Annotated in this window: 14 protein-coding genes and 1 pseudogene; 8 read left to right on the forward strand and 7 right to left on the reverse strand. The window is 70.1% G+C overall.

Annotated elements, in window-relative coordinates; genetic code table 11:
• Window positions 1-5: 5 nt before the first annotated feature.
• Together miaB and ACZ5VD_RS40850 are read right to left on the reverse strand one after the other, a co-directional pair.
• Window positions 6-1,520, reverse strand: a complete 1,515-nt coding sequence (gene miaB / locus ACZ5VD_RS40845) for a tRNA (N6-isopentenyl adenosine(37)-C2)-methylthiotransferase MiaB (protein WP_468554379.1) — start codon at window positions 1,518-1,520, stop codon at window positions 6-8.
• 68 nt (window positions 1,521-1,588) lie between these two features.
• Window positions 1,589-2,167: an LLM class flavin-dependent oxidoreductase gene (locus tag ACZ5VD_RS40850; protein ID WP_468685533.1), complete on the reverse strand. Its 579-nt coding sequence runs from the start codon at window positions 2,165-2,167 to the stop codon at window positions 1,589-1,591.
• Window positions 2,168-2,177: 10 nt separating this feature from the next.
• Here ACZ5VD_RS40850 and ACZ5VD_RS40855 point away from each other — a divergent pair.
• Window positions 2,178-2,857 (forward strand): annotated as a pseudogene (locus tag ACZ5VD_RS40855) (ATP-binding protein); the annotation flags it as partial.
• A gap of 80 nt (window positions 2,858-2,937) precedes the next feature.
• Here the strand turns inward: ACZ5VD_RS40855 and ACZ5VD_RS40860 are convergent.
• Together ACZ5VD_RS40860 and ACZ5VD_RS40865 are read right to left on the reverse strand one after the other, a co-directional pair.
• Window positions 2,938-3,609, reverse strand: a complete 672-nt coding sequence (locus ACZ5VD_RS40860) for a response regulator (protein ID WP_468554380.1) — start codon at window positions 3,607-3,609, stop codon at window positions 2,938-2,940.
• Window positions 3,606-4,589, reverse strand: coding sequence for a sensor histidine kinase (locus tag ACZ5VD_RS40865; protein ID WP_468554381.1), 984 nt, complete (start codon window positions 4,587-4,589; stop codon window positions 3,606-3,608). The genes ACZ5VD_RS40860 and ACZ5VD_RS40865 overlap by 4 nt, the downstream gene beginning before the upstream one ends.
• Window positions 4,590-4,879: 290 nt before the next feature.
• Between ACZ5VD_RS40865 and ACZ5VD_RS40870 the strand changes: the two genes are divergently transcribed.
• Both ACZ5VD_RS40870 and ACZ5VD_RS40875 read left to right on the forward strand, forming a co-directional pair.
• Entirely contained in the window at window positions 4,880-5,365 is a 486-nt protein-coding gene (locus ACZ5VD_RS40870) for a cation:proton antiporter regulatory subunit (RefSeq protein WP_468554382.1), read from the forward strand.
• Window positions 5,366-5,369: 4 nt separating this feature from the next.
• Complete coding sequence (locus ACZ5VD_RS40875) at window positions 5,370-6,635, forward strand: cation:proton antiporter (protein WP_468554383.1); 1,266 nt, start codon at window positions 5,370-5,372, stop codon at window positions 6,633-6,635.
• A 121-nt stretch (window positions 6,636-6,756) separates the two neighbouring features.
• Here ACZ5VD_RS40875 and ACZ5VD_RS40880 read toward each other — a convergent pair whose 3' ends face one another.
• Window positions 6,757-7,173: a pyrophosphohydrolase domain-containing protein gene (locus ACZ5VD_RS40880; protein WP_468554384.1), complete on the reverse strand. Its 417-nt coding sequence runs from the start codon at window positions 7,171-7,173 to the stop codon at window positions 6,757-6,759.
• A gap of 187 nt (window positions 7,174-7,360) precedes the next feature.
• On the opposite strand from ACZ5VD_RS40880, the gene ACZ5VD_RS40885 reads away from it, so the two are divergent.
• A complete protein-coding gene (locus tag ACZ5VD_RS40885) occupies window positions 7,361-8,350 on the forward strand; it encodes a TAXI family TRAP transporter solute-binding subunit (protein WP_468554385.1) in 990 nt (329 codons plus the stop codon).
• Between the two features lie 163 nt (window positions 8,351-8,513).
• On the opposite strand, the gene ACZ5VD_RS40890 is transcribed toward ACZ5VD_RS40885, so the two are convergent.
• Together ACZ5VD_RS40890 and ACZ5VD_RS40895 are read right to left on the reverse strand one after the other, a co-directional pair.
• Window positions 8,514-9,899, reverse strand: a complete 1,386-nt coding sequence (locus ACZ5VD_RS40890) for a sensor histidine kinase (protein WP_468554386.1) — start codon at window positions 9,897-9,899, stop codon at window positions 8,514-8,516.
• Between the two features lie 9 nt (window positions 9,900-9,908).
• A complete protein-coding gene (locus tag ACZ5VD_RS40895; protein WP_468554387.1) occupies window positions 9,909-10,595 on the reverse strand; it encodes a response regulator transcription factor in 687 nt (228 codons plus the stop codon).
• A 288-nt stretch (window positions 10,596-10,883) separates the two neighbouring features.
• Between ACZ5VD_RS40895 and ACZ5VD_RS40900 the strand changes: the two genes are divergently transcribed.
• The 4 genes from ACZ5VD_RS40900 (at window position 10,884) to ACZ5VD_RS40915 (ending at window position 14,244) form a co-directional block, all read left to right on the forward strand.
• Entirely contained in the window at window positions 10,884-11,660 is a 777-nt protein-coding gene (locus tag ACZ5VD_RS40900) for an amino acid ABC transporter ATP-binding protein (protein ID WP_468554388.1), read from the forward strand.
• Between the two features lie 80 nt (window positions 11,661-11,740).
• Entirely contained in the window at window positions 11,741-12,586 is an 846-nt protein-coding gene (locus ACZ5VD_RS40905; RefSeq protein WP_468554389.1) for a glutamate ABC transporter substrate-binding protein, read from the forward strand.
• 75 nt (window positions 12,587-12,661) lie between these two features.
• Entirely contained in the window at window positions 12,662-13,330 is a 669-nt protein-coding gene (locus tag ACZ5VD_RS40910; RefSeq protein WP_468554390.1) for an amino acid ABC transporter permease, read from the forward strand.
• A complete protein-coding gene (locus ACZ5VD_RS40915) occupies window positions 13,327-14,244 on the forward strand; it encodes an amino acid ABC transporter permease (protein WP_468554391.1) in 918 nt (305 codons plus the stop codon). The genes ACZ5VD_RS40910 and ACZ5VD_RS40915 overlap by 4 nt, the downstream gene beginning before the upstream one ends.
• Window positions 14,245-14,250 lie beyond the last annotated feature (6 nt).

Raw genomic sequence — 14,250 nt, forward strand, 5'->3', positions numbered from 1 at the left:
TGGTGTCAGTCGCTGCCGCAGCCGCCCGTCACCGCCGGGAGCGGGGCGGGGACACCGACCTTCGGGAGGCCGAGCAGGACGCCGGCCGGCTCGGCCGCCTTCTCGACGGTGCGCTTCTCCCAGGCGTCGCCCGCGCGCGTGGGGCGCACGGCGAGCGTCGGGCCCTCGGCGAGAAGGTGGTGCGGAGCGGCGTAGGTGATCTCGACCGTGACCACGTCACCGGGACGGACGTCCTGCTCCGGCTTGGTGAAGTGGACCAGGCGGTTGTCGGGGGCGCGGCCGGAGAGGCGGTGGGTGGCGCCGTCCTTGCGACCCTCGCCCTCGGCGACCATGAGGTCGAGTGTGCGGCCGACCTGCGTCTTGTTCTCCTCCCAGGAGATCTCCTCCTGGAGGGCGACCAGGCGCTCGTAGCGCGCCTGGACGACCTCCTTGGGGATCTGGTTCTCCATGGTCGCGGCGGGGGTGCCGGGGCGCTTGGAGTACTGGAAGGTGAAGGCCTGCGCGAACCGGGCCTCGCGCACCGCGTGCAGCGTCTGCTCGAAGTCCTCCTCGGTCTCCCCGGGGAAGCCCACGATGATGTCGGTGGTGATCGCCGCGTGCGGGATGGCGGCCCGCACCTTCTCGATGATCCCGAGGTAGCGGTCCTGGCGGTAGGAGCGGCGCATCGCCTTCAGGACCGTGTCCGAGCCCGACTGCATGGGCATGTGGAGCTGCGGCATGACGTTCGGCGTCTCGGCCATGGCCGCGATGACGTCGTCGGTGAAGTCGCGCGGGTGCGGGGAGGTGAAGCGCACGCGCTCCAGGCCGTCGATCGTGCCGCAGGCCCGCAGCAGCTTGCCGAAGGCCTCGCGGTCGCCGATGTCGGAGCCGTACGCGTTGACGTTCTGGCCGAGCAGGGTGATCTCGGAGACGCCCTCGGAGACCAGGGCTTCGATCTCGGCCAGGATGTCGCCGGTCCTGCGGTCCTTCTCCTTGCCGCGCAGGGCCGGGACGATGCAGAACGTGCAGGTGTTGTTGCAGCCGACGGAGATCGAGACCCAGGCCGCGTACGCGCTCTCGCGCCGCGTCGGCAGGGTGGAGGGGAAGGCTTCGAGGGACTCGGCGATCTCTACCTGCGCCTCTTCCTGGACGCGGGCGCGCTCCAGCAGAACGGGCAGCTTGCCGATGTTGTGCGTACCGAAGACGACGTCCACCCAGGGCGCCCTCTTCACGATGGTGTCGCGGTCCTTCTGCGCGAGGCACCCGCCGACCGCGATCTGCATCCCGGGGCGGCTCACCTTCCTCGGCGCGAGGCGGCCGAGATTGCCGTACAGCCGGTTGTCGGCGTTCTCGCGCACCGCGCAGGTGTTGAAGACGACGACGTCCGCGTCGCCGTCCGAGCCCTCGGGCGCACGCACGTATCCGGCGTCTTCGAGCAGGCCGGACAATCGCTCGGAGTCGTGGACGTTCATCTGGCACCCGTAGGTGCGCACCTCGTATGTCTTCACGCCCACTGCCAGGCCCCGGTCGCTGCTGCTCATGTGACAAGGGTAGGCGGTGCCGGGAGTGGCTCCCGTCGCCCTGTGGACAACCAGGGACCGCGGCAGGCTCAGGCCCCGGCCGACCGGTCCGACCGGGACCGCATGAGCGGCTGGACGCGCGTGCCGAAGTTCTCGATCCCTTCGATGAAGTCGTCGAACACGAGCATGATCCCCTTGGTGCCGGGAACCCCGGCGATCTCGTCGAGCATCTCGGCGACGGTCTCGTAGGAGCCGACGAGCGTGCCCATGTTGAAGTTCACGGCGCCCTCGGGCAGCACGATGGTGCGGGCGGTGGAGGAGCCGTCGGCGGTCGTGTCCGTGGCCGACTCCCCCGCCATGTAGGCGAGCGCCGCGAGGTCGGCGTTGTCGTGGTAGTCCTGCCACTTCGCCCGGGCGGCCTCGTCGGTCTCGTCCGCGATGACCATGAAGAGGGACAGGGCGCCCACGTCACGGCCGCTCTCCCGGGCCGCGTCCACCAACGTGGCCGTGCTGTCCGCGAGGGCCAGCGGGATGTTCACGCCGCTGCCCAGGATGAAGTTGTAGTCGGCGTGCTCGGCGGCGAACTTCATTCCGGTGCCGCTCTGCCCGGCGGCGACGATGTCGACGCCGAAGCGTCCGGGGGCGATGGAGTCGATCGTCACGGCCATGCGCGCGACGATCGCGGGCGGCATGGCGGAGCTGGCCCGGATGCTGGGCACGGCACACCGGGGCGGCGCGGTCGCCACCGCGGCGGACCTTGAGCGCCTGTGCGACACGCTGACGGCCGGTCTCCTGCCCACCGGGCACCAGCGCCCGACGACGCGGCGTTCCTCGTCGCCCGGCTGCACTCCCTGCCCGCCGACCGGATGGCGTCCTGGGTGCTGCCCGAGGACCCGAAGGCCACCGGGCAGGCCCGCCGTCACGTCCGCGAGCAACTCGCCGCCTGGGGCCTGGACGACCTGATCCCCACCACGGAACTCCTCGCCAGCGAACTCGTGGGCAACGTCGTCCGCCACGCCAGGGGCCCGGTCGGTCTGCGCCTGCTGTACAGCACCGAACTGACCTGCGAGGTCTTCGACGGCAGCCAGACGATGCCCCGCATCCGCCGCGCGACGGAGACCGACGAGGGCGGCCGGGGGCTTCAGCTGATCACGGCACTCTCCGGGCGATGGGGCGCGCGCTACACGCCGACGGGGAAGTGCATCTGGACCGAACAGCCCCTGTCCGGCCCGGACGGCGCGAACGGGTCCGGCGGGCCGGGTGGCCCCGGCGAGCGGTCCGCCGACGCGTCGGACGTCTCAGAGCTGATGTTCCTGAAAGCGGCCGGACTCGACGGCAACTGGGATGCCCTCCTCTGAGGGCTCAGGGGGCGTCTGAGGGCTCAGGGGGCGATCGATGGGTCAGGGGGCGATCGATGGGTCAGGGGGCGATCGATGGGTCAGGGGTCGATGAGGCCGGCCCGGATCGCGTAGCGGGTCAGTTCCAGGCGGTCGCGCATGCCGAGTTTCTGGAGCAGGTTCGCGCGGTGGCGTTCGACCGTCTTGGCGCTGATGAAGAGAAGCTCACCGATCTCCTTCGAGGTGTGGCCCTCGGCGACGAGCTTGAGGATCTCCTCCTCGCGCTCGGTGATGGCCCGCTCCGGCAGGCCGTCGCCCCTGTGCAACCGTTCCAGGTACGAGCGGACGAGGGCTCGTTCCGCGCCCGGGTAGATGAACGGTTCGTCGCGGACGACCGCCCGGCACGCCTGGACGAGGTCACGGTCGGCGACGGACTTCAGGACATAGCCTCCGGCGCCGGCCTTCAGTGCCTCGAAGAAGTACTGCTCGTTGTCGTACATCGTCAGGATGAGGATGCGCAGCTCCGGCAGGCGCCGGGAGAGTTCGCGGGCCGCCTGGAGGCCGGTCATCCGGGGCATCGCGACGTCCAGGACCGCCAGATCGACATCCCGCGCGCGTGCCAGCTCGACCGCCTCCGCCCCGTCGCCGGCCTCGGCCACGACAGTGAGGTCCGGCTCATTCTCAAGGATGAGCCGCACGCCTCTCCGCACCAGCGTGTGGTCGTCGGCGAGCAGCACCCGGATCGGGGACTTCAGCGGTGGCCGGGGCGTCATCGGCGGACCTCCCCCGTGACGACGGTCTCGACGACGGCGGCGGTGGTCGCGGCGGGAACGCGCAGCCTCAGGTCCGTGCCCCGCCCCGGGGCGGGTTCGAGGGAGAGCGTGGCTCCTACCAGGAGGGCACGTTCGCGCATGCCGCTGATGCCGGAGCCCTCGGGTGCCCCGCCCACGCCCTTGCCGTTGTCGCGTACGAGGAGTTCGACGCCGTCCGGGACCGGCCGCAGCCGGACTTCCGCCCGGTCGGCGGCGGAGTGCCGTGCGGTGTTGGTGAGGCCCTCCTGGGCGACGCGGTAGACCACGAGTTCGGACTCCTCGGTCAGCCGGGGCAGATCTCCGGGCACGTGATGGCGCACGGTCAGTCCGTGCGTGGTGAACTCCGCCGCGAGGGAGCGCAGGGCGCTCGACAGCCCGAGTTCGTCGAGGACACCGGGGCGCAGCCGGCGGGCGATGCGGCGGATCTCGTCGAGGCCGGAGCGGGTCGCCTCCTGCGCCTGGCTCACTTCCTCGCGCAGCTCGTCGGGCACCCGGTCGGCCACCCGCTTGAGCTGGAGGAGGACCGCGGTGAGGGTCTGTCCGACCTCGTCGTGGAGCTCGCGGGCGAGGCGCTGGCGCTCGCGTTCCTGGGCGGAGAGCGCGCGGGCGGCGCCGGTGGCGCGTTCGGCCTCCAGCCGGTCGAGCATCGTGTTGTACGTGGTGATCAGCGCGGCCGTCTCCGCGGGGCCGGCGACGGCCGCTCGGGCCCCGGGGCGCAGCAGGTCGGCCGTCGCCATGGCCCCGGCCAGCCGCTGGAGTGGGGTGAGGCCGATGCGCAGGACGAGCGCGTTGGCGACGAGCAGCGCGGCGAGGCCCACCACGACCGCCGCCGCCTCGCCCGGCAGCACCGGCGTCGACACGGTGACCGGGCCCAGCAGCAGCGCGGCGGCCACGACCAGGCCGACGGCGTTGAGCGAGAAGATCCGCCAGAACAGCGACACGGTCCTGTTCGCGCCCCTTCCCGTCCTCGTGTGCGACCCCGGCGTGCCCCGGTGCGGCACAGTCTCCGCCAGCTTCGCCGCGCGCCTTCGGCCTCGTATATCCGTGACGACACCCATATCGTCACCGTACGGGGCAGTGGCAGCATGCGGACTTGGCGAACGCGATCACCGACGATCACCGGTCATTGATCAACGATCGACAACCGATCACCGATCACCGGCCGACCTCCGATCGATCGCCGCCTGAACGCCGACCATCTGAAGAACTCTGAAGAACAAGGGGAAGAAACGTGTCTGCTCCACGCCTGAAGGCGACGCCGCTGCCGGGTATCGGGGTCCAGTACGACCTCGTCACCCGGGAAGACCGCCATCTGTCCGTGGTGGCGCACCGCGACGGCGCGCGCACGGTGAGCGTGTACCGGGCCGACGACCCCGACTCCTGTGCCCAGTCGCTGCGGCTGACCGGCGCCGAGGCGGGCGCGCTGATCGACTCCCTGAAGCCGTCCCACCACAGCGCGAGCCTGCTCTACACCACGGACCTGGGACTGGTCGCCGAGCGCATCGAGGTCGCCGCCACCTCGCGGTGGAACGGGCGGGTGCTGGGCGAGACCCGGATGCGGACCGACACGGGGGCGTCCATCGTGGCGGTGCTGCGGCGGGCGGAGGCGATTCCGTCGCCGGCACCGGACTTCCGGCTCGTCGGCGGGGACACCCTCATCGTGATCGGCACCCGTGAGGGCGTCGACGCCGCCGCGGCGATACTCGGGCGGGAGTGACCAGGTGCACTCTGCGGTCCTGTTGATCGAGTTCGGTTCCATCATCCTCGGCCTCGGCCTGCTGGGCCGGTTCGCGGCCCGGTTCCGGCTCTCCCCCATCCCGCTGTACCTGCTCGCCGGACTGGCCTTCGGAGAGGGCGGGCTGCTGCCGCTCGGGGCGAGCGAGGAGTTCGTCGCGACCGGCGCCGAGATCGGCGTCATCCTGCTGCTGTTGATGCTCGGCCTGGAGTACTCGGCCGGCGACCTGGTCACCAACCTCAAGTCGCACTATCCGTCCGGTCTCGTCGACTGCGCGTTCAACGCCCTGCCGGGTGCGGCGGCGGCGCTGCTGCTCGGGTGGGGCCCGGTGGCCGCGGTCGTGCTGGCCGGCGTCACCTGGATCTCGTCGTCCGGCGTGATCGCGAAGGTGCTCGGCGACCTGGGCCGGGTGGGTAACCGGGAGACGCCGGTGATCCTCAGCGTCCTCGTCCTGGAGGATCTGGCGATGGCGGTCTACCTGCCCATCGTCACCGCGCTGGTGGCCGGTGCCGGGCTGATGGCCGGGAGCGTGACGCTGGCGATCGCGCTGGGCGCGGCCGGGCTCGTCCTGTTCCTGGCGGTGCGCTACGGACGGCTGATCTCCCGGTTCGTCTCCAGCGACGACCCGGAGAAGCTGCTCCTGGTCGTGCTGGGTCTGACGATCCTGGTGGCGGGCGTCGCCCAGCAGCTCCAGGTGTCCGCGGCCGTCGGCGCGTTCCTGGTCGGCATCGCGCTGTCCGGGGAGGTCGCGGAGGGCGCGCACACGCTGCTGAGCCCTCTGCGTGACCTGTTCGCCGCCGTCTTCTTCGTCTTCTTCGGGCTGCACACCGACCCGGCCAGCATCCCGCCCGTGCTGCTGCCCGCCCTCGCGCTGGCCGTCCTCACCGCCGCGACGAAGATCGCCACCGGGTACTGGGCCGCCCGACGAGCCGGTATCTCCGTCAAGGGCCGCTGGCGCACCGGTGGCGCGCTGGTGGCCCGCGGCGAGTTCTCGATCGTCATCGCGGGGCTGGCCGTGAGCGCCGGCATCGAACCGTCCCTCGGCCCCCTGGCCACGGCGTACGTCCTCATCCTGGTCGTCCTCGGCCCCCTCACCGCGCGCTACACCGAACCGCTGGCGTCCTGGTGGACCCGCCGCGCCGGAGAGCGCCGGGAGGCCCGGGAGACTTCGTCACGGGCGACGGGCGAGGCGGGGTCGGAGGCGGAAGCGGGTGCCGGGACCGGGGCAGGGGCTTCAGTGGGTCGCGACTGAACCGACCGAACCGTTGGCCGACGGTGACGGGGACGGGGCGACGGACTGGAGCAAGGGGCGCGGCGATTCACCCACCAGCCTCACCAGTCCCATAAAGCCCCGTCACCATCGTCCGCCTCCGTCACTCCCCGGCAGCCCGGCTCTCCGCCCGCCACCCCTGCCGCCGCAGCGCCCCCGCCACATCCGGCGCCTCGTAGTGCTCGCCCTTGAGGACCTTGCCGTCCTCGCGGCGGGCGACGCGGCCGTCTGGGCCCCGCTTGGTCATGTTGGACCGATGGATCTCGGCGATCACCGCGTCGAGGTCGATGCCGTGGACGAGGGCCGTGCCGTACGCGACGTACACGACGTCGGCGAGTTCGTGCGCGAGCCTGTCGAGCGGGCCGGTGACCGAGACCTCGACGACCTCCGCGGCCTCCTCGGCGAGCAGATCCCCGCGGTGGGCGGCCAGTTCGGGCGAGACCTCGGTGGGCGTACCGCGGGCGGCGAGCCCGACGGCGAGGTGGAATTCACGGACCAGGTCGACGGGCGATGAGCTCATACGCCGACTCTAGCGAGCGCCTCCGACAACGCCGACGGTGAGAGTACGGCGCCACCGGGCGACCGCCCTCCGGAGCCGTAGCGCGGCTGTCCCGAGGGAGCCCCTGACCGCGGCCGGGCCACTTCGGCACCGCCCTCGCCAGGCCGCCCCTGGTCAGCACCGCTCCCCGGCTGGCAGGATCGCCCGCATGTCCCAAGTGTTCGCCCGTGTCGGCAGACGCCGCGCCCTGCAGGGCGCGGTCGCCGGTTTCGTCGTCCTCGGGCTGCTGCTGTGGTGGCTGCTGCCCCTGGGCGACGACCCGCCGAGCGGCACGATCAGGTTCAGCACGGGGACGAAGGCCGGCGTCTACCAGAAGTACGGGGAGCTGCTGAAGACCGAGCTCGACAAGGACATGCCGCAGCTGACGGTGCGGCTGGAGACCAGTGACGGCTCTCAGGAGAACGTCACGAGCGTGGCGACCGGCAAGGCCGACTTCACCATCGCGGCGGCCGACGCCGTGGCGACGTACAAGGGCGTGGGCGCGGACCGGCTGCGCGGTGTCGCCCGTCTGTACGACGACTACGTACAGCTCGTCGTCCCCCGCGACTCGGACGTCCGGTCGGTCGCGGACCTGAAGGGAAAGCGCGTCGCCATAGGCCGGCTCCACTCGGGTGTGCGGCTGATCGCCAACCGGGTGCTCAAGGCAGCCGGTATCGACGCGCAGAAGGACATCACGCCGCTGTCCGACGGGATCGACACCGGCCCGGACCGGCTGAAGGGGGACGAGATAGACGCGTTCTTCTGGTCGGGAGGACTGCCGACGGACGGCCTCAAGAAGCTGGCCGGATCCTTCGACTTCCGATTCGTGCCGATCGGCGCCGACCTCGTCGCCAAACTGCACGAACAGGGCGGCGCGTCCCGCTACTACCGCGCCACCAACATGCCGGAGTCCGCCTACCCCTCGGTCCAGAAGGGGGCCACGGTGGCGACGATCGCGGTGTCCAACCTGCTGATGACACGCGCGGACGTGGACCCGAGGCTCACCGAGTGGCTGACCCGGACCGTCCTCAAGAGCCGGGACCGCATCGGCGCCGACGTGCACTCCGCTCAGCTGGTCGACGTACGCACGGCGATCTACACGGACCCCCTGCCGCTGCACAAGGGCGCCCAGCGCTACTACCGTTCCGTCAAGCCGTAGGCACCGTAGGGAAGTTGTCGTAGGAAGCACCCCTCAGGCGCTGTACGAGCGTCTCCTCGGCCGGTGCGGGAAGCCTCAGCGCGCGCGATCCGCGCACCCGGCCCCGAAGACGCAGGGGACCTCCTCCGGCCGCCGTACCCGGCCGTACGCCGTCGTGGCGAGCTCATGTCCCCGATCGCGGGACCCGGACCGTCACCTTCAGGCCGTGTGGTTCGTGGTGGTCGTAGGTGATCGAGCCGCCGGCCGCGGCGAGCAGGGCACGGGAGATGGACAGGCCGAGGCCGGAGCCCTTGATGTTCTGGTGGCGGCCACTGCGCCAGAAGCGGTCGCCGACGCGGGCGAGTTCCTCGTCGGTCAGGCCCGGGCCGTTGTCCGTGACCACGACGGTCGAGGTGCCGTCGTCGAAGGCGACCGCGACCTCGACGGTCTCGTCCTTCGGTGTGAACTTCACCGCGTTGTCGATCACCGCGTCCAGCGCGCTGGAGAGGGTGATCGGGTCGGTCCAGGCGGTGGTGGGCGGGCAGGTGCCCACCAGCCGTACGCCCTTGGCCTCGGCGGTCGGGGCCCAGGCCGCGACGCGCTCGGCGGTCAGGGCACCGATGTCGGTGATCCTGAGGTCCGCGTCGGCGTGCTCGGCCAGGGCCAGGTCGAGCAGGTCGTCCAGCACCTGCGCCAGGCGCTTGCCCTCGGCCTGGACGGAGGCGATCTCCTGGTTGCCCTCCGGGAGCTCGAAGCCGAGCAGCTCGATACGCAGCATCAGCGCCGCGAGCGGGTTGCGCAGCTGGTGCGAGGCGTCGGCGACGAAGGCGCGCTGCTGCTCCAGGACGTCCTCGACGTTGTCCGCCATCTCGTTGAACGACCGGGCCAGGCGCCTGAGTTCCGGCGGCCCTCCGGCGGCCGCGACCCGGGACTTCATGGCCCCGCTCGCAATGGCGTGGGTGGTGGCGTCGAGGACGCGCACCGGCCTGAGGACCCAGCCGGTCAGCCGGAGCGCCGCGCCGACGGCGAGCAGCATCGCGGCGATCTCGCCCGCGCCGATGACCAGCCAGCCGTGCAGGATCCGTGAACGCATCTGCCCGGTCGGCGAGTCGGTGACGACGACCGCGACGACGTCACCGTCCCGGATCACCGGCGAGGCGACGACCAGCCGGTTGCGCTGCCAGGGCCAGACCTGCTTCGGGTCGTGGCTGCGCCTGCTGAGCAGCGCCTCGTCGAAGGCCTCGCGGACCTCGCCCTCCTTGGGAAGGGCGAACGTCGACGGTGCCTTCGCCATGAAGGTGCGGTTGCGGTAGAAGACGCCCGCCTTGATGTCGTAGACCTCGTAGTAGCTGGCGAGTTCGATGGCGAGGGTGTCCTTGCGCTCGCTCGACTCGCCGGGCGGCGCGGTGACGTACTGGGCGAGGGCGGCGAAGCGTGCCGTGTCGTCGATCCGGTCGACGACCACCTTCTGCTGCTGGGCGGCGGCCACGCTGGCGGCGAGCGGAATGCCCAGGGCGAGCAGCACGGCCGCCATCAGGACGATGAGCAGCGGGAGCAGACGTGTGCGCACCCGGCCCCGCTACGCGCCCGGGGCGACGAGCCGGTAGCCCACGCCGCGTACGGTCTCGATGAGGGCCGGCATGCGCAGCTTGGCGCGCAGGGAGGCGACGTGCACCTCCAGGGTGCGCCCGGTCCCCTCCCAGCTGGTGCGCCACACCTCGCTGATGATCTGTTCCCGGCGGAAGACCACACCCGGCCGCTGGGCGAGCAGGGCGAGGAGGTCGAACTCCTTGCGGGTCAGCTGGACGACCGAACCGTCCACGCTGACCTGACGGGTGGGCAGCTCGATGTGGACCGGGCCGAGGCGCAGCGCGGTCTCGCCGGCGCCGGGAGCGTCCTCGTGGACGGTGCGCCGGCTGACGGCGTGGATACGGGCGAGCAGCTCCCCGGTGTCGTACGGCTTCACCACGTAGTCGTCGGCTCCCAGGTTGAGGCCGTGGATGCGGGAGCGGACGTCGGCGCGCGCGGTGACCATGATCACCGGGGTGGCGGTGCGTTTGCGGATCTTGCCGCAGACCTCGTATCCGTCCTGGTCGGGCAGGCCCAGGTCGAGAAGGACGACCCCGAAGCCGTCCACCTCCGGGACGAGTGCCTGGAGGGCCTCCTCACCGCTGCGGGCGTGCGTGACGTCGAAACCGTGTCGCGCGAGGACCGCGGACAGGGCGGCTGCCACATGGTTGTCGTCCTCGACGAGGAGCAGTCTCATCCGGTCCCCCTTCGGTTCATCGGACGTACGATCAGGATGTGTACAAAAACGTGTGCACGCGCGCGTGCACAGGTGGCAGTCACGCTGATGGATGAGGACGGCGTCAAGAGGGTTCCGGTTGCGCACCCCTTCCGTTACCCGGCCGATACGCGCCCAGCTCACAAGTGCTACGACACGTGTCCGATTGCTATCGGATCGTGATGCTCAGATTCCCCTCAGATGTAATGACGCTGGTCGCGAGTGGTTACTACTGTCCTCCGAAACCGAGGAGGACGGAGCCCTAAAGCGATGACCGAAGTATCGGTGGCCAAGGAAGATGTGGCCGCGACCGGCGAACTGGTCGTCCTGAAGAGCGTCAACAAGCACTTCGGCGCGTTGCACGTGCTCCAGGACATCGATCTGACGATCGCCCGCGGCGAGGTCGTCGTGGTCATCGGACCCTCCGGGTCCGGGAAGTCCACCCTGTGCCGCGCCATCAACCGCCTGGAGCCGATCGACTCCGGCACGATCACCATCGACGGCAAGCCGCTGCCCGCGGAGGGCAAGGCGCTGGCCCGGCTGCGCGCCGACGTGGGGATGGTCTTCCAGTCCTTCAACCTGTTCGCGCACAAGACGGTGCTCGAAAACGTCATGCTGGGCCAGATCAAGGTCCGCAAGGCCGACAAGAAGGTGGCCGAGGAGAAGGCCCGCCAGCTGCTCGACCGGGTGGGCGTCGCCAGCCAGGCCGACAAGTACCCCGCGCAGCTCTCCGGCGGCCAGCAGCAGCGTGTCGCCATCGCGCGCGCCCTGGCCATGGACCCCAAGGTCATGCTCTTCGACGAGCCCACGTCGGCGCTCGACCCGGAGATGATCAACGAGGTGCTGGAGGTCATGCAGCAACTCGCGCGTGACGGCATGACCATGATCGTCGTCACCCACGAGATGGGCTTCGCCCGTTCGGCCGCGAACCGGGTGGTGTTCATGGCCGACGGCAAGATCGTCGAAGAAGCTGTGCCGGACCAGTTCTTCAGCAATCCGCGCAGCGACCGCGCCAAGGACTTCCTGTCGAAGATCCTGCACCACTGACTCCACCCGTCGCGGTCCGCGACGAGCTGCGTCACCCGCTACGACGGCATTCTCCTCACCAGACACAAGGGATGTTCACCATGAAGCTCCGCAAGGTCTCCGCCGCGACCGCGGCCGCGCTCGTCCTCGCCCTGACCGCGACGGCCTGTGGTGGCGACGACGGGGACGGCGACGCCGACTCGGGCTCCTCCGGCGGCGGCACGATCAAGATCGGTATCAAGTACGACCAGCCCGGTCTGGGCCTGAAGGAAGCCGGCGGCGACTTCTCGGGCTTCGACGTGGACGTGGCGACGTACGTGGCCAAGGAACTCGGCTACGCGCCCGACAAGATCGAGTTCGTCGAGACCAAGAGCGCCGACCGTGAGAGCGCGCTGGCCCGCGGCGACGTCAAGTTCATCGCGGCCACGTACTCGATCACCGACGAGCGCAAGGCCAAGGTCGATTTCGCCGGCCCGTACCTGCTGGCCCACCAGGACCTGCTGGTCAAGTCCGGCTCGGACATCACCGAGGCCACCGACCTCAACGGCAAGAAGCTGTGCTCGGTGACCGGATCGACCTCGGCGCAGAACGTCCAGGACGAGATCGCCCCCAAGGCGCAGCTCAAGGAGTACGGCACCTACTCGGAGTGCATCGCGGGTCTGCAGAGCGGCGCCGTGGACGCGGTGACGACCGACGACTCGATCCTCGCGGGCTTCGCGGCGCAGAAGCAGTACAAGGGCCAGTTCAAGCTGACGGGCCTGAAGCTCAGCAACGAGAACTACGGCATCGGCGTCAAGAAGGGCGACACCGCGACCGTCGACAAGATCAACACCGCCCTCGAGAAGATGGTCAGCGACGGCGCCTGGGAGACCGCGGTCAAGGACAACTTCGGCCCGGCGAACTACAAGAACGAGCCCGCGCCGAAGATCGGCGACATCGTCAGCTGAGGCAGCGCCTGACCGGTGCGCCGCCCGGCGGGGCGGCGCACCTCGGCATCTCTACACCCGGAAGCGCGGGAAATCGTGTTCGACTTTCTTGAAGGTTATGACGTCCTAGGGGCGTTCTGGACGACGGTCCAACTCACCGTCCTGTCCGCCCTCGGCTCCCTGGTCTGGGGCACCCTGCTGGCCGCCATGCGGGTCAGTCCGGTCCCGCTCATGCGCGGGTTCGGCACCGCCTACGTGAACATCGTCCGCAACATCCCCTTGACGGTCATCATCGTCTTCACGTCCCTCGGTCTCGCCGACATCTTCGGCGCGACGATGGGCGCCCCCGACGACTTCAAGGCCCAGGGCTTCCGGCTGGCGGTGCTCGGTCTCGTCGCGTACACCGCGGCGTTCGTCTGTGAGGCGATCCGCTCCGGCATCAACACCGTGCATGTCGGGCAGGCCGAGGCGGCTCGCGCCATCGGCCTGAACTTCACCCAGGTCCTGACCCTCATCGTGCTGCCGCAGGCCTTCCGTGCCGTCATCGGCCCGCTGGCCAACGTGCTGATCGCGCTGACCAAGAACACGACCGTGGCAGCCGCGATCGGCGTGGCGGAGGCCGCGTATCTGATGAAGGAAATGATCGAGAACGAGGCCCAGACCCTGCTCATCGGCGTGGTGTTCGCCTTCGGGTTCGTGGTCCTGACCCTGCCCACCGGCCTCCTCCTCGGCTGGCTGAGCAAGCGACTGGCGGTGAAGCGATGACCTCGGTCCTCTACGACGCCCCCGGCCCCCGGGCCAAGCGGCGCAATGTGATCCTTTCGGTGGTCTTCTTCGTCCTGCTCGCCCTGTTCCTGTGGTGGGTCTACAAGACGATGGACGACAAGGGCCAGCTGCGGTGGGCCCTGTGGAAGCCGTTCACCGAGTCCGAGGCCTGGACGACGTATCTGCTGCCAGGCCTCGCCAACACCCTGAAGGCCGCCGCGCTCGCGATGGTCATCGCCCTCCCTCTGGGCGCCGTCTTCGGCATCGCCCGGATGTCCGACCACCGGTGGGTGCGCATCCCGGCCGGCGCGGTGGTCGAGTTCTTCCGGTCGATCCCGGTCCTGCTGCTGATGCTGTTCGCCAACGAGCTCTACGCCCGCTCCACGGGCGTCAGCACCGAGGACCGTCCGCTGTACGCGGTCGTCACGGGTCTGGTGCTCTACAACGCCTCGGTCCTCGCCGAGATCGTCCGCGCGGGCATCCTCGCCCTGCCCAAGGGGCAGACGGAGGCGGCCCAGGCGATCGGTCTGCGCAAGGGCCAGACGATGGGCAGCATCCTGCTCCCGCAGGCGGTCACCACGATGCTGCCGGCCATCGTCAGCCAGCTGGTCGTCATCGTGAAGGACACCGCGCTGGGCGGCGTGATGATCGGCTTCACCGAACTGCTCAACTCGCGCGGCACGCTGGCCGCGTTCTATGCCACGGTCATCCCGAGCTTCATCGTGGTCGCGCTCATCTACATTGTCGTCAACTTCATCCTGACGAGCTTCGCGAGCTGGCTGGAGGGCAGGCTGCGGCGGAGCAAGAAGAGCACGGGGGCGGTGCTCGGCCAGGACACCGTGGAGGTCAACCCCGCGGCGGTGCGAGGCACCTTCGGAACCGGTGAGAACACCGGCGGCGGTGGAGGCTTCTGACAAACA

It is taken from the genome of Streptomyces sp. NPDC032822 (assembly GCF_055578825.1).

Coding starts and splice junctions, on each gene's coding strand:
- ACZ5VD_RS40880 (WP_468554384.1), bottom strand. CDS start 7,173: ATGAGCTCATCGCCCGTCGACCTGGTCCGTGAATTCCACCTCGCCGTC.
- ACZ5VD_RS40885 (WP_468554385.1), top strand. CDS start 7,361: ATGTCCCAAGTGTTCGCCCGTGTCGGCAGACGCCGCGCCCTGCAGGGC.
- ACZ5VD_RS40905 (WP_468554389.1), top strand. CDS start 11,741: ATGAAGCTCCGCAAGGTCTCCGCCGCGACCGCGGCCGCGCTCGTCCTC.
- ACZ5VD_RS40860 (WP_468554380.1), bottom strand. CDS start 3,609: ATGACGCCCCGGCCACCGCTGAAGTCCCCGATCCGGGTGCTGCTCGCC.
- miaB (WP_468554379.1), bottom strand. CDS start 1,520: ATGAGCAGCAGCGACCGGGGCCTGGCAGTGGGCGTGAAGACATACGAG.
- ACZ5VD_RS40895 (WP_468554387.1), bottom strand. CDS start 10,595: ATGAGACTGCTCCTCGTCGAGGACGACAACCATGTGGCAGCCGCCCTG.
- ACZ5VD_RS40850 (WP_468685533.1), bottom strand. CDS start 2,167: ATGGCCGTGACGATCGACTCCATCGCCCCCGGACGCTTCGGCGTCGAC.
- ACZ5VD_RS40900 (WP_468554388.1), top strand. CDS start 10,884: ATGACCGAAGTATCGGTGGCCAAGGAAGATGTGGCCGCGACCGGCGAA.
- ACZ5VD_RS40915 (WP_468554391.1), top strand. CDS start 13,327: ATGACCTCGGTCCTCTACGACGCCCCCGGCCCCCGGGCCAAGCGGCGC.